This window comes from Chromobacterium indicum (assembly GCF_039708975.1).
Lineage (GTDB): Bacteria > Pseudomonadota > Gammaproteobacteria > Burkholderiales > Chromobacteriaceae > Chromobacterium > Chromobacterium piscinae.
Genome location: NZ_JAYFSJ010000023.1, coordinates 21,586 through 35,477, shown reverse-complemented (window position 1 = coordinate 35,477; position 13,892 = coordinate 21,586). Strand labels below are relative to the sequence as shown.

Genomic DNA, 13,892 nt, shown 5'->3' with positions numbered 1-13,892 from the left:
CGCCGTCCGAGGGGCGCGAATCCGCGGCAAGCCAAGCGCGCGCGGCAGCGGCGGAGGCGGTCCGCCGCCGCCGCTGCCGCCTGGCACTTATCGCTTGCCAGCCGCCTCCTCGCGCCGGCGTTTGGCTTCTTCCAACAGGTAGACCTGGTAGTCGTCCAGATCGCCGTCGAAGTCGCTGACGCCGCCGCGCGACACCATCCAGAACTCGTCGCATACCGCGCGCAGCAGCGCGCGGTCGTGGCTGACCAGCATCACCGAGCCTTCAAACTCGTTCAGCGCCACGCTCAAGGCCTCGCGCGTGGCCAGGTCCAGGTGGTTGGTGGGTTCGTCCAGCAGCAACAGATTGGGGCGCAGCCAGACGATCATGCACAGCACCAGCCGCGCCTTTTCCCCGCCGCTCATGCTGCCCACAGCCTGCTTGACCATGTCGCCGCTGAAATTGAAAGTGCCCAGGAAGTTGCGCAGGCCCTGCTCGCGGCAGTCGTTGGCCGGCGGGCGTAGTTGCGCCGGCGTTTCGCGCGCCAATCGCAGCATGTGCTGCAGCGGGTCGTCTTCCGGCCGCAACACGTCCAGTTCCTGCTGCGAGAAGTAGCCGATATTCAGGCCCTTGCCGCGGATGATCTCGCCTCCGGTGGCCACCAACGCTTCGGCCACTGTTTTCACCAGCGTGGATTTGCCTTGGCCGTTGGCGCCCAGAATGCCGATGCGCTGGCCGGCCAGCACCGAACGGTTCACGCCTTTGACAATCACGGTGGGCGGCGTGCCCGCAGCGGCGTCGTCCGGCGCCGGATAGCCAAACGAGGCCTGCGACATGGTCAGCATCGGGTTGGGCAAACTACCCGGTTCCTTGAATTCGAACTGGAACTCGGCATCGGCCAGCACCGGCGCGATCTTTTCCATCCGTTCCAGCGCCTTGACGCGGCTTTGCGCCTGCTTGGCTTTGCTGGCCTTGGCCTTGAAGCGATCGATGAACTTTTGCAGGTGAGCCATCTTTTCCTGCTGCTTGGCCAGCGCGGCCTGCTGCAGAATCATCTGCTCGGCGCGCATGTCCTCGAACTTGCTGTAGTTGCCGCCGTAGCGCACCAGCTTGCCGTGATCGATGTGCAAGGTGACATTGGTGACCGCGTCCAGGAATTCGCGGTCATGGCTGATCACCACCATGGTGCCGGCGTATTGCTTGAGCCAGGCTTCCAGCCAGACCAGCGCGTCCAGGTCGAGGTGGTTGGTCGGCTCGTCTAGCAGCAGCAGGTCCGACGGGCACATCAGCGCGCGCGCCAGCTGCAAGCGCATGCGCCAGCCGCCGGAGAAGCTGTTCACCGGCTGCTGCAATTCGGCCACGCTGAAGCCCAGGCCCAGGATCAGCGCCTGGGCGCGAGCAGGCGCGTCGTGCTCGCCGGCATCGTTCAGGGCGGTGTAGGCATGCGCCATGCGCATGTAATCTTCGCCCGCTTCGGCTTCGGCCACTTCGCGCCGCGCCGCCAGCAAGAAGGTATCACCCTCCACCACAAACTCCGTGGCGGTTTGCGATGTTTCCGGCATGTCCTGCGCCACCTGCGCCATGCGCCACTGGCTGGGAATGGAGAAATCGCCTCCGTCTTCGTGCAGGCTGCCGTTCAGCACCGCGAACAGCGAAGACTTGCCCGCGCCGTTGCGCCCTACCAAGCCAACCTTTTCGCCGGGATTGATGCTGACGGTCGCGCCGTCCAGCAAGACTTTAGTGCCGCGGCGCAAAGCCACGTTTTTCAGAATGATCATTGGGAATAGCCGTGCTGCAAAATTTTAGGGAGCGAGAAAATAGCAGTCCTGGCGACCGCTTGCGTCCCGATGGAATGCGATGAATCAATAGCGCCTTCGGACAAAATTCCAAGGCACGCGGGGGATTATACGCAGATGCAAGCCACTGGAGGGCAAGCGGCTTTGTCGCAGTGAGGGCGAAAGTGAAGGATTTGGGCATCCAACCGGCATGAGTTTGTTCGGGCGGCTACATGGGGAAGCATTCAAACCGCTGCATTTCCCGATCTGGCATGTCCGTGGCGCTGCGTAAGCTGCATCGCTCATCGCGGCGCTGGAAAATTCTCTTTGCGAGCGTTGGCGGCTGCGACAAAAAAAACGAGGTCCGCGAGGCGCGCGCTACCTGCATTTTTTCTGCAAGCATCTATGATGGAGGTGCAAGGACATGTTTGGCTCACCGGCGCAGGCCGGGAACCGAGACTACATGGGGAGGCATAAGATGAAGTTGGACGATTTCAATGTGGTGGCCGACCTGATCGGCATGAAGAAACGTTCGCGCGAGGCGGTGTGGTTGATGGAGGTGGAAGGCATGACAGGCTACTTCGCCGCGCAGCAGATGGACATCAGCGAATCCACCGTATCCCGCGCGCATGCGCGCTTCCGCCGCGCGGTCGGCAAGCTCAATACCCTGTCGGGGCACTTGCCCCTAGGCTGAATAACCGTTCATTGCAGCACATTGGCCCGGAGCGTGTTTCCTCCGGGCCTTTTGTCGTGGTGGATTAGGCGCTGGCGGGTTTTGCTTGCTCGTCCGCATTTCGCGCTACTGGCGCGGCGGGCATGGCGATCAGGCGCGGCATCGATCTGGGCAGGGCGCGCGGCATGCTCATAGCGGACCGGTTTGTCGGAGATTTACTGCGCCATCCGTGGGTTTCGACTGCGGGCAGGCCTTCGGCGGATGGCTGGATAGGATCGCAGCTTGAATGTATGGGCGGATGCCTGCTTCTGTTAATTTGCGTGTCATCGCCGAAGGCGCGCGCAGGGCGAATGATATAACCAAGCCATCGGGCCGGATGGCCTGCTTGCTCTGAGTGGATGCCATGCGCTTCGCGATTACCCTTTCCGATCGTTTCAAACCAGTGCTTGACGTGTTCCTGCAGGCGGGTTGGCAGCCAGTGAAGGTGTTCTGCACGCCAGTGGACCACCGGATGCACCACAACAAGATGTCGGTGGCTTTCGCCGAGCAGCGCAAGTTGCCGTTGCAATTGTCGCCGATGCGGCCGCAGGATTTGGAGGAACTGGCGGAGCTGGGATGCGAAGCGCTGCTGGTGGGCAGTTACAACTGGCGCATTCCAGACTGGAAGCCGTATCTGAAGCGCGCGGTCAATTTCCATCCCTCGCCGTTGCCGATGGGGCGCGGACCTTATCCGCAGGTGCGCGCCTTGCTGGAGGGGCATCGCGAGTGGGGCTGCACCTGCCATAAAGTGAGCCCTGAGTTCGATGCGGGGGATATCCTGGCGCAGGAGCGTTTCGCGCTGGGAGAGGCCGACAGCCATCAGATGCTGGACATCAAGCTGCAACTGGCGCTGCACCGCCTGAGCCATAAACTGGCCGATGATTTCGAACGTTTGTGGAGCGGAGCGAGGCCTCAAGGGGAAGGCGGCAGCTATTGGCCGCTGTGGACCGACAGTGACCGGATGCTGGATTTCAACCGCACCACGGCGGAGCTGCTGCGCCAGGTGCGGGCTTTCGGCGATTTCGAGTGCGCGGCGGTCGTCAACAACGTCACGTTTTTCGTCCATCGCGCCGAAGGCTGGAGCGAGACGCATGGTTTCGCGCCGGGCAGCCTGGTTTATTCTCAAGCCGAACAGCTGCTGGTGGCGACTGGGGATGGCATGCTGCTGATCAGCGAGTGGAGCCTGTACGGGCCGGACGCGGTGACGGGGTGCGGCCGGCGCTGAGTCGGGGAAGGCCTCTGCCTGACCCTAATGGCATTTTTGTGGCGCGAATGCCGCGGGATTGTCCTGAGCGGGACTGATTGATTGACCCTGTCCGGTGATTGTTAAAAAATGTGAACAGTTGGGGAGTGATCGGCAGGCGTGCGGAACGCCGGCTGGAAATCGCCGCAGGGCATGCGCCTGGCGGCGATTGTCTTTATGGCAGGGCGGATGAGGTCGGCGCGGAGGCGCGCTGAATGGGAATGATCAGGTTTTTGTTGTTGTTTTGCGCGTTTTGCGCCGTGGTGCTGGCGGCGAGTTGGCATGAGTTGGGAAATGAGCTGCCGCCGCGGGTATGCGTGGTGTGCGCCGACAAGGCCTCCGCGCGGGCCGCGGCCGCGGAGCCGCGGGATGGCGTGGAAAGGCTGGCGCTGGCCGCCGAGCTGATGTCCCGCAGCGAGAGCATGCGGGATGCGAAGAAATGGTTCGCGCTGGATTTGCTGGTGCTGGGCGTGGCTGTGCTGTGCCTGCTGGGCTATCTGCGCGGCATGCGCGAACAGGAAGACTTGTAAGGGCAGGAGGTAAGCGGCGTCCGCGGCGAGGCGGACGCCGTTTCGCCATTCGGGGCGCGGCGGGCGGCAGAGCTTGCCGCGCCCCTTGCGTTTACAGCACTTCGCCGGCGTAGTCGGCCAGCCGCGAGCGCTCGCCGCGCTGCAGCGTGATGTGGGCCGAGTGGCCCCAGCCCTTGAAGCGGTCCACCACGTAGGTCAGGCCGGAACTGCCTTCGGTGAGGTAGGGCGTGTCGATCTGGCTGACGTTGCCCAGGCAGACCACCTTGGTGCCGGGGCCGGCGCGGGTGATCAGCGTCTTCATCTGTTTCGGCGTCAGGTTCTGCGCCTCGTCGATGATCAGGTACTTGTTGAGGAAGGTGCGGCCGCGCATGAAGTTGAGGCTCTTCACCTTGATGCGGCTGCGGATCAGGTCGCGGGTGGCGGCGCGGCCCCAGTCGCCGCCGTCGTCGTCGCTCTTGTTGAGCACGTCCAGGTTGTCCTCCAGCGCGCCCATCCACGGCGCCATCTTTTCCTCTTCGGTGCCTGGCAGGAAGCCGATGTCTTCGCCCACCGGCACAGTGACGCGGGTCATGATGATTTCGCTGTAAATCTTCTGCTCCAGCGTCATCGCCAATCCGGCGGCCAGCGTCAGCAGCGTCTTGCCGGTGCCGGCCTGGCCTAGCAGGGTGATGAAGTCGACGTTGGGATCCATCAGCATGTTCAGCGCGAAGTTCTGTTCGCGGTTGCGCGCGGTGATGCCCCAGACGTTGTTCTTGTTGTGGCTGTAGTCTTTCAGCGTTTCCAGGACCGCGGTCTTGCCTTCCACCTTGATCACCCGCGCCTGGAACGGCTTCTCGCCCTCGTGCCACAACAGCTGGTTGACGTAGAGCCCGTTGCAGTCCGGTCCGGCCAGCTGGTAGTAGCTGCGGCCGTGGTCTTGCCAAGACTTCATGTCCTTGCTGTTGCGTTCCCAGAAGATCTGCTCGATCTCGCGCGTGCCGGTGTACAGCACGTCGGTGTCTTCCAGCACCTTGTCGTTGAAGTAGTCTTCGGCTTCCAGGCCCAGCGCGCGGGCCTTGATGCGCATGTTGATGTCTTTGGACACCAGGATGACGGCGCGGCCTTCGTAATGGCCTTTCAGCGCCATCACGATGCCGAGAATCTGGTTGTCGGCCTTGCCCATGGGCAGCGACGAGGGAAGGGTGCCATTGATGGCCTGGGTCTGCAGGATCAGCTTGCCGCTGGCGGCGTCGCGGCTGGCGTGCTTGAGGGGGATGCCTTCGGAGATGTCCAGCTCTTTGCCGCTGATGATGTCGTCGAGGAAGCGGCTGGCCTGGCGGGCGTTGCGCGCCACTTCGGACATGCCCTTCTTGTGAGTGTCCAGTTCTTCCAGCGTGATGATGGGGATGAACACATCGTGTTCTTCAAAGCGGTACAGACAGGTGGGGTCGTGCAGCAGTACGTTGGTATCCAGTACGAACAGTTTGCACGCGGTGGTCTTTTTACGGCCGGCCATGATGTGGTCCCCTTGTTCATGTTCTGGCCCGGCCGGTCGGCCGGGCGGCTACGGCTTGCTACTTCAACGTCTTGACGTACGCCAGCACCTCCTCTGCGTGACCGGGCACTTTCACGCCGCGCCATTCGCGCGACACCTTGCCGGAAGCATCGATGACGAACGTGCTGCGTTCGATGCCCCGCACCTGTTTGCCGTACATGTTTTTCATCTTGATGACGCCGAACAGGCCGCAGGCGGCCTCCTCGGCGTCGGACAGCAGCTCGAACGGCAGCTCCAGCTTGGCCTTGAAGTTGTGGTGGGACTTCAGACTGTCGCGGGAGATGCCGACGATTTCGGCGCCCAGCGCGGCGAATTCCGGATGGAGATCGCGGAAGGCCATGCTTTCATTGGTGCAGCCGGGCGTGTTGTCTTTGGGGTAGAAGTAGATCACCAGCGGCTTGCGGCTGGAGGAGAGCTGAAAATCGGCGCCGGCGGTGCCGGGCAAGGTGAAGTCGGGGCAGGGTGTGCCTGTCATGCATAACTCCTGGTAGTGTGCAGGGGTCCGCCTTGTTTTGAGCTTAGCGGATTATCATTGCGGTTGTCACGTTATCCTTCGTCGCGAATTTCTCCGGGCGCGGGGCGGCGCAAAAGCACCAGCAGCGAGCCGCCTCCGCCGCCAGCTTCCGCCTCGCAGAAGGCCAGCACGTCGGGGTGGTGCTGCAGCCAGCTGCGCACCAGCTTTTTCAGCACCGGCTCTCCTTGCGGCGAGCCGAATCCCTTGCCGTGGATCACTTTCACGCATTGGCCGCGGTGGCGGGCGCGGTGTATGAACAGCGCCAGCGCGTCCTGCGCCTGATGGCGGGTATAGCCGTGCAGGTCCAGTTGGGCGCAAACCGGCCAGTTGCCCTGGCGCAGCCGTTTCAGCGTGGCGGACGGCATGCCGGGGCGGGCGTACTGCTGCAACTGGTGAGTGGGTTCGAACCAGCCTATCTGATGCTGCAGGATTTCCTGGCAGGCGGCCGCGTGCAGCGCCGGACCCTGGCTGGGCTTGCGCGGACGGGGACTAGGCTTGGGGGGCTGAGGATGGTGGCGGTCGTCAGGCTTCAGCGGCTTGACCTTGCCGACCGATTGGCGGAAATCCGCCTCCTCGGGCACTGCAGGCTGCGGCAAGGCCGCCCGCGGCGGGGCGGCCTGGCGCAGCGTCTGGCGAAGGCCCTTCAGAGAGTCCTTGAAGGTCTTCATGATGCAGGGCCGGCGTTTACTTCAGGCTGTCGAGGTAGCGCTCGGCGTCCAGGGCGGCCTGGCAGCCGGAGGCGGCGCTGGTCACTGCCTGGCGGTAGATGTGGTCTTGCACGTCGCCGGCGGCGAAAACGCCGTCAATGCTGGTCAGGGTGGCGTTGCCGTCGCGGCCGCCCTTGGTGATCAGGTAGCCGGTTGCGTCCATTTCCAACTGGCCCTTGAAGATGTCGGTGTTGGGCTTGTGGCCGATGGCGATGAAGACGCCGGTCAGCGCCAGGTTTTCGCTGGCGCCGTCGTTCAGCTTGACGCGCACGCCGGTCACGCCGGTGTTGTCGCCCAGCACTTCGTCCAGCGTGGCGTTCAGCTTCAGGCTGATCTTGCCCTCGGAGACGCGGCTCATCAGCTTGTCGACCAGAATCTTCTCGGCGCGGAAGGTGTCGCGGCGGTGGATCAGGGTGACGTGCTTGGCGATATTGGCCAGGTACAGCGCTTCTTCCACGGCGGTATTGCCGCCGCCTACCACTGCCACGTCCTGGTTGCGGTAGAAGAAGCCGTCGCAGGTGGCGCAAGCGGACACGCCCTTGCCGGAGAAAGCTTCTTCGGACGGCAGGCCCAGGTATTGTGCGGAAGCGCCGGTGGCGATGATCAGCGCGTCGCAGGTGTATTCGCCGGCGTCGCCCACCAGGCGGATGGGCTTCTCGCTCAGATGGGTGGTGTGGATGTGGTCGAACAGGATTTCAGTGCCGAAGCGCTCGGCGTGCTGCTGGAAGCGCTGCATCAGCTCCGGACCCTGCACGCCTTCCGCGTCGGCGGGCCAGTTGTCCACGTCGGTGGTGGTCATCAGCTGGCCGCCCTGGGCCATGCCGGTGATGACCACCGGCTTCAGGTTGGCGCGGGCGGCGTAGACGGCTGCGGTGTAGCCGGCCGGGCCGGAGCCAAGAATCAGCAGAGGGCTGTGACGGGGTGCGCTCATGTGTGTTTTCCTGTCGTCAAAAGGGGTGGATTGGCTGACATTCTAGCAGTTTTGTTGTGACAGCAGGCCTGCGGGCCGCTACACTGCAAGTAATGGCAGCATGTCAAACGTGGAGGTTGGGGTATGGATGGATTAAGTCAAGTGAGCGCGAATGTCAGCACCAATGCGCAGGCGCTGGTGCTGAAAAAGGCGATGCAGGCGCAATCGCAGGCGGCCATGACCCTGCTGCAGGGCGCGGAACAGTCCGCACAGCAGATCCAGGCTTCCAATCCCGCCCATCTGGGGCAGAATCTCGACGTGCGCGCCTGAACCGGCGCAGCGCATGAAGAAGCGACCTTCGGGTCGCTTTTTTTGTTTCCGATTTGACGGCGCTGAAGCATGGCAAGCCTTTTCTTCGGGAGCGGTGCGGCGCCTGAGCGTATGCCGTTCCAGCCGGCTAGACCGTCTCCTTGCGTTGGTCTGGGTTGATTTTCAAATTTTACGGTAAAATCATCCAATCTCCAGGCTAATTATCAATTGACACTGGCAGGACAATAATCGACTCCCAAGCAAACCAGCAACCAGGAGTCGATATGAACCGTCTTCCCAATCTGATAAGCGCCAGCCTGCTGGCGTTCGTTTCCTGCGCCGCGATGGCCGCCGATGCGTTGCCGCAACCGGCGCGGGTGTTTTCCGAACGCAACGGCGGAAATGCCGCCGCGGTGAAACTGGCGGCCTTGCGTTACGCCGCCTTCTGGAATACCGGCGATCCGCGCTACGCCGAGCTGGCGCTGGACCCGGACTTTCTTGACCGCACGCTGCCCGAGGGGCGGCGCCAGGGTACGGCCGGGCCGTTGCAGGCTTCGCAAACCTTCCGCGCCGCGGTGCCTGATCTGAAGGTGGAAGTCACCGATATGGTGCTGGCCGCCGACCGGGTGGCGCTGCGCCTGCATTTCACCGGCCATTTCAGCGGCAAGTTCGGCGATGTCCAGGGCGCAGGCCAGGCAGTGGATTTCCAGGCTTTCGACCTTTACCGGGTAAAAAACGGCCGCATCGCCGAAAACTGGCATCTGGAAGACAACCTGACCCTGTTGAAGCAATTGGGAGCGCTGAAGCCATGAGCGCGGCCACGGATTTTCTGCGGCAAAAAACGGTGGCGGTGCTGGGCGGCACCTCCGGCATCGGGCGGGCTGTGGCGCAGGCCGCGGCTGACGCCGGTGCCCAGGTTTACGTGCTGGGCCGTTCCGTCGCCCAGCCGGGCCCCTGGCAGAGCCTGCGGGCCGATGTCACCGATCTGCACAGCCTGCGCAACGCCTTCGCCGGCATCGGCCGCATCGACCATCTGATTCTGACCGCCGGCGCGCGGGTCGGCTCGCCGAGGTTGGAGGACATGACGAGCGACGATCTGAGCCAGACCTTCGAGGTGAAGTTGTTCGGCAATCTTCTGGCGGCGCAGCAGGCTTTGCCCTATCTGGCCGCGGATGCCTCCATCACTTTCACGTCAGGCCTGCTGTCGCGCAAATACGGCGCCGGCGGCCTGCTCAAGAGCACGGTCAACGCGGCGCTGGAGGCGGCGGCCAGGAATCTGGCCAAGGAGCTGGCTCCGCGCCGGGTCAACGCGGTGAGTCCCGGCGTGGTGGACACCGAGCTGTGGGGCGAAGCCGGCGCGGAAGGGCGCGGGGCGGCGATGGCGCGGATCGCGTCCGGCCTGCCGCTGGGCAGGGTGGGCAGGCCGCAGGATCTGGCTCAGGCCTATCTGTTCGCGATGGGCAACGTCTTTCTCACCGGCGCGGTGCTGGATGTGGATGGCGGCGGTTTGCTGTAGCCGGAGGATGCGATGAAGAGAACGCTAGCAATCAACCGCCGCCAGTTTCTGGCCAGCGCCACGGCCGGAGGCGCGAGCCTGGCCATGGGGCAAGGGCAGGCCTGGGCGGCAACGGGAAGGGCAGGAAAAATGACGCAAAGCAAGCATGAGCAAACCGGATTCTGGCCGGAAGACACCCGGCTGGTGATTTCCATCTCCATGCAGTTCGAGGCTGGCGCGCAGCCGGAGCGCGGCGCCGGCGGGCCGTTTCCGCCGCTGGATCCGAAGTATCCGGATCTGCCGATGCAGACCTGGTACGACTACGGCGTGAAGGAAGGCATCCCGCGCATGCTGGACCTGTGGGACCGCACCGGCGTGAAAGTGACCTCGCACATGGTGGGGCAGGCGGTTGACCGCAATCCGCATCTGGCGCGGGAAATCGTCGAGCGCGGCCACGAGGCGGCCGGCCACGGCCAGACCTGGGAGCCGCAGTACTCGATGACGCCGGCGCAGGAGCGCGCGGGCTACCTGGCCAGCATCGCCAGCATCGAGCGCGCCACCGGCACGCGGCCGATCGGCTTCAACGCCTTCTGGCTGCGCGGCACGCCCAACACGCTGGGAATCCTGCAAGAGCTGGGCTTCGTCTACCACATCGACGACATCAGCCGCGACGAGCCGTTCACGGTGCCGGTGAACGGCAAGCCGTTCATGGTGGTGCCGTACACGCTGCGCAACAACGACATCGTCCGTTATGACTCGCCGGCGCTGACTGTTGACGGCTATCTGGCCGATCTGAAAGCCGAGTTCGACCTGCTGTACCAAGAGGCCGGCCATCGGCGCCGGATGATGTCGATCAGCACTCATGACCGCATCTCCGGCACGCCGGCGCGGGTGAAGGCGCTGGAGGCCTTCATCCGCTACGCGCAGGGGCATCCCGGCGTGCGCTTCATGCGCAAGGACGAAATCGCCCGCTTCGCGCTTACTGCGCCCGGTGTGCCGACGTCTTGACCAAGTGGGTTTTCTTCTTGGCGCCGTTCTTCGCGACGGCAGCCTTGGGGCCGGCGGCTTTCCGCGCGGCCTTTTTCGCGCGCGGCTTGGCCGGAGCCGCCTGGGCGATCGCCGCCTTGCCGCGGGCGGCCTTGGGTTTCGCCAGCGTGGGCTTGGGCATCGGCGCGGCAACCGGCTTGTAGCCGCTCAGCTCGGCCACCAGCTTGTTCACGCCGTTGCTCAGGTGTTGGTAGCGGGTGCCGCCGCTGCGGGTGAGGCCCACCCATACCGCCACGTCGTTGTGCGGCGCCAGCGCCGCGTAGCCGAGGAAGCCGCCGCCGCCCGCTGTTTTCTGGATGATTTCCGGCGAGTTGGGGCTGGGCTCCATCCGTATCCACGCCAGGCCCAGCTGGTCCGCCTGGCCGGCTACGTCCATGCCGCGCAGGCTGCTCAGGTCGGCCCGCTGCAAATGCATGCGCAGCGTCTGGTCGCGCAGCTGGCGGCGGGCCTCGTTCTGCGGGCGGAGCAGCTCCTGCAGCCAGCGCTGCATGTCGCGGGGAGTGGAATAAATCCCGCCGCTGCCTATCGCCGCCGTGGTGTCCACGCAGGGGCTGGCGCCGTAGCCTTCCATCAGCCGCGCGCACTGGGCGGGACTGGGGCTGAAGGTGGTGTCCTTCATGCCCAGCGGGACAGTGATTTTTTCCCGGAACAGAACCGGATAGGGCTTGCCGGAGGCGCGCGACAGCGCGTCGGCCAGCAGATCGAAGCCCAGGTTGGAGTATTGGGCGCGCTGTCCTGGCGCAAGCTTGTTCTTGGTGCCGGACAGCCAGCTCCAGCGTTGCTGGACATTGGGCCAGACGAAAACCGGCGTGTCCTTGGGCTTTTCGCCCGGCATTTCGCGCGGCACGCCGCTGGTGTGGGTAGCGAGGTTGAGCAGGGTGATCGATTGTCCCGCCGGCGGCAGCGCTACGCCGGCCGGCGCGTATTTCTGCAGCGGGTCGTCCAGCTTCACTTTTTTGTCCAGCGTCAGCGCGCTCAACACTTCGCCGGTCATGGCCTTGCTGATGCTGGCGATGCGGAGCAGCGAGTCCGCATCCGGCGTCTGGCGGCTGCCGGACCGGGTTTCGCCGTAGAAGCGCATCTGGGTTTGATTCTTGTCGATGACCACCATGGTCATGCCGATGGCCCTGCTGTTCTTGAAAATCTGCTGGCCGTAACGGTCTATCGGGGATTCGGCGGGTTGCGCGGCGGCCTGGGCCAGGGTGGAAAACAGAGGCAGGCCGAGGCTTAGCAGGGGGATAATTCTCATTATTGTTCCGTGTTGCTGTTGGGCGCGGACGGCGCCGATGAATCTTTGCGCTGCATTGTATTGCCGCTTTGGCCCGAACGGTACGGAAAGATTGCTAATACCTGCTAACCGGAGGTCGCGGAGCGATTTTTTCGGCGTCAAAAACGCAAGATCGCCAAAGGCTGCGCCGCGAGATGCAAGCCCAGGCCGAACGCCGCGTGCGCGGACAGGCTGCGAAGCCTGGCGGCGCAGGGCGAGTGGAGCGTGGAGGCTCTGGCCGAGCAGGCGGGCTTGAGCGTGGCCAATGCCTCGCAGCATCTGCAGCAACTCAAGCGCGCCGGCTTCGTGTTGTCGCGCCGGGATGGCAAGCATGTGCGCTATCGGCTGGGCGAGGGACCGGTGATCCCGTTGCTGGCGGCGCTGCGTCAATGCGTGGAGCACCGGCGGGCGGAATTGGGACGGCTGGCCGCAGGCCTGGCCGGCGGCGCTGAGGGCATGACACGCGAGGCTTTATTGGCGCGACTGCGCGATGGCGATGTGCTGCTGCTGGATGTGCGTCCGAGAGAGGAGTATCTCCAGGGCCATCTGCCCGGCGCCATGAGCCTGCCGCTGGAGCAACTGGAGCGCGGATTGGCCGAGCTTCCGCCGGCGCTGGAGATCGTCGCCTACTGCCGCGGGCCGTATTGCGCGCTGTCGGCGCAGGCGGTGGAGATGCTGCGGGCTGCCGGGCGGCCGGCGCGACGGCTGATGGATGGTTATCCGGACTGGAAGGCCGCGGGCTTGGCCGTGGAGCGCGGTTAGGCGCGCTCGGCGGCCGGCCGGGGTTGCTATGGGTTCGCAACCTATCAGCCTTGGGGCCGCGTTCGGCGATATCGGCTAGATTGCGCGTCGCGTGATTGCGGCCCGGCGCGCTGGCCTGACATTTGCTTTACAAGCGCGTGCGGCGCGACGGCCTCATGCCCGTAACTTGGCCTTATCGTGAGAATTCCGCCAACAGGAAGTCGACCAGCCGCCGTATCCGCGCCGGCTGCAGGCGATGGCCGGGGTAGAGCAGATGAAGCGGCGCGGGCTCGGTGAAGTAGTCGTCCAGCACTGTCGCCAGCCGGCCGGCGGCGAGATCGGCGGCGATGTCCAACTGCGACTTATAGGCGAAGCCGAGGCCCTGTACCGCCCAGCGGCGCAGCACCTCGCCGTCGTTGCTCTGGCGCGTGCGCTCCAGCCGCAGCGTTCTGGCCTCCCCCATGTCGCGATAGCGCCATTCGTTCATCGGCCCGTGGCCGGTCATCAGCGTCAGGGTGGGGAGCGCGGCCAGATCCTGCGGGTGGCTGGGCTGTCCCAGTCTTTCCAGCAGCGCCGGCGCGGCGCAGACCACGCGGCGGCTGGCGGCCAGCTGCCGCGCCACCAGGCTGCTGTCCGCGGGCTGGCCATAGCGGATGGCGAGGTCTATGTCGTCGCCGATCAGGTCGGCCGGCGTGTCGCTGAGCGACAGCGAGAAATGCACGGCGGGGTGTTCGGCGCCGAAGCGGTCCAGGCAGCCCAGCAACTGATTGCGACCCAGGTCGGACGGCGCGGACAGGCGGATCACGCCGCTTAGTTCCCGCTGCTCCTGCTGCAGCCGGTGCTCGCCTTCCTCCAGCAGCTCCAGCGCTTGCCGGCAGTAGGTTAGATAGGTTTCGCCGGCTTCGGTCAGCCGCAGCCGGCGGGTGGTGCGCTGGAACAGGCGGGCGCCCAGCGCGGCTTCCATGCGCTGGATGCAGGCGCTGGCGGCCGCGGGGGACAGGCCGTGCTTGCGGCCGGCGGCGGAGAAACTGCCAAGCTGGGAGGCGTCCTGGAACAGGCGCAGGTCGGCCAGGCGGTCGAACGGCATCTATCTTTCCTTGCAAAAACGAAACAGGCCATGCCGCGGGGCAT

At 64.7% G+C, this 13,892-nt stretch carries 15 protein-coding genes; 8 read left to right on the top strand and 7 right to left on the bottom strand.

Annotated features, from left to right (window positions below; all coding sequences use genetic code 11):
* Nucleotides 1–87 precede the first annotated feature (87 nt).
* Nucleotides 88–1,755, bottom strand: a complete 1,668-nt coding sequence (locus tag VA599_RS22875) for an ABC-F family ATP-binding cassette domain-containing protein (protein ID WP_021475957.1) — start codon at nt 1,753–1,755, stop codon at nt 88–90.
* A gap of 475 nt (nt 1,756–2,230) precedes the next feature.
* On the opposite strand from VA599_RS22875, the gene VA599_RS22870 reads away from it, so the two are divergent.
* The 3 genes from VA599_RS22870 (at nt 2,231) to VA599_RS22860 (ending at nt 4,237) form a co-directional block, all read left to right on the top strand.
* Complete coding sequence (locus VA599_RS22870; RefSeq protein ID WP_021475958.1) at nt 2,231–2,446, top strand: sigma factor-like helix-turn-helix DNA-binding protein; 216 nt, start codon at nt 2,231–2,233, stop codon at nt 2,444–2,446.
* A 382-nt stretch (nt 2,447–2,828) separates the two neighbouring features.
* On the top strand, nt 2,829–3,689 hold the full coding sequence (locus VA599_RS22865) for a methionyl-tRNA formyltransferase (RefSeq protein ID WP_346790778.1): 861 nt from the start codon (nt 2,829–2,831) through the stop codon (nt 3,687–3,689).
* Nucleotides 3,690–3,922: 233 nt separating this feature from the next.
* A complete protein-coding gene (locus VA599_RS22860; RefSeq protein ID WP_346790776.1) occupies nt 3,923–4,237 on the top strand; it encodes a hypothetical protein in 315 nt (104 codons plus the stop codon).
* 91 nt (nt 4,238–4,328) lie between these two features.
* On the opposite strand, the gene VA599_RS22855 is transcribed toward VA599_RS22860, so the two are convergent.
* The 4 genes from VA599_RS22855 to trxB form a co-directional block, all read right to left on the bottom strand.
* Complete coding sequence (locus VA599_RS22855; RefSeq protein WP_021475961.1) at nt 4,329–5,732, bottom strand: PhoH family protein; 1,404 nt, start codon at nt 5,730–5,732, stop codon at nt 4,329–4,331.
* 58 nt (nt 5,733–5,790) lie between these two features.
* The gene (locus VA599_RS22850) at nt 5,791–6,246 is read right to left on the bottom strand and encodes a peroxiredoxin (protein WP_021475962.1); all 456 of its coding nucleotides are present in this window, start codon (nt 6,244–6,246) and stop codon (nt 5,791–5,793) included.
* Between the two features lie 71 nt (nt 6,247–6,317).
* Nucleotides 6,318–6,953: a Smr/MutS family protein gene (locus tag VA599_RS22845; RefSeq protein WP_104947404.1), complete on the bottom strand. Its 636-nt coding sequence runs from the start codon at nt 6,951–6,953 to the stop codon at nt 6,318–6,320.
* 16 nt (nt 6,954–6,969) lie between these two features.
* Nucleotides 6,970–7,923 carry a thioredoxin-disulfide reductase gene (gene trxB / locus VA599_RS22840; RefSeq protein WP_104947403.1) on the bottom strand — a complete coding sequence of 318 codons (954 nt, stop codon included), beginning with the start codon at nt 7,921–7,923 and terminating at the stop codon, nt 6,970–6,972.
* A gap of 141 nt (nt 7,924–8,064) precedes the next feature.
* Here trxB and VA599_RS22835 point away from each other — a divergent pair, with 141 nt between their 5' ends.
* The 4 genes from VA599_RS22835 to VA599_RS22820 all read left to right on the top strand — a co-directional run bounded on the left by VA599_RS22835 (nt 8,065) and on the right by VA599_RS22820 (nt 10,714).
* The gene (locus VA599_RS22835; RefSeq protein ID WP_021475965.1) at nt 8,065–8,232 is read left to right on the top strand and encodes a putative motility protein; all 168 of its coding nucleotides are present in this window, start codon (nt 8,065–8,067) and stop codon (nt 8,230–8,232) included.
* A 263-nt stretch (nt 8,233–8,495) separates the two neighbouring features.
* Nucleotides 8,496–9,023, top strand: coding sequence for an ester cyclase (locus tag VA599_RS22830; protein ID WP_021475966.1), 528 nt, complete (start codon nt 8,496–8,498; stop codon nt 9,021–9,023).
* Complete coding sequence (locus VA599_RS22825) at nt 9,020–9,727, top strand: SDR family oxidoreductase (RefSeq protein ID WP_346790775.1); 708 nt, start codon at nt 9,020–9,022, stop codon at nt 9,725–9,727. Before VA599_RS22830 ends, VA599_RS22825 begins: the two co-directional genes overlap by 4 nt.
* A 12-nt stretch (nt 9,728–9,739) precedes the next feature.
* Entirely contained in the window at nt 9,740–10,714 is a 975-nt protein-coding gene (locus VA599_RS22820; protein ID WP_031295942.1) for a polysaccharide deacetylase family protein, read from the top strand.
* Here the strand turns inward: VA599_RS22820 and ampH are convergent.
* Nucleotides 10,686–12,002: a D-alanyl-D-alanine-carboxypeptidase/endopeptidase AmpH gene (gene ampH, locus VA599_RS22815; protein WP_346790772.1), complete on the bottom strand. Its 1,317-nt coding sequence runs from the start codon at nt 12,000–12,002 to the stop codon at nt 10,686–10,688. The two genes, VA599_RS22820 and ampH, sit on opposite strands and share 29 nt — an antisense overlap.
* A 150-nt stretch (nt 12,003–12,152) precedes the next feature.
* Between ampH and VA599_RS22810 the strand changes: the two genes are divergently transcribed.
* On the top strand, nt 12,153–12,782 hold the full coding sequence (locus VA599_RS22810; protein WP_346790829.1) for an ArsR/SmtB family transcription factor: 630 nt from the start codon (nt 12,153–12,155) through the stop codon (nt 12,780–12,782).
* A 172-nt stretch (nt 12,783–12,954) separates the two neighbouring features.
* Here the strand turns inward: VA599_RS22810 and VA599_RS22805 are convergent, their stop codons facing one another.
* A complete protein-coding gene (locus VA599_RS22805) occupies nt 12,955–13,848 on the bottom strand; it encodes a LysR family transcriptional regulator (RefSeq protein WP_346790771.1) in 894 nt (297 codons plus the stop codon).
* Nucleotides 13,849–13,892: the final 44 nt, after the last annotated feature.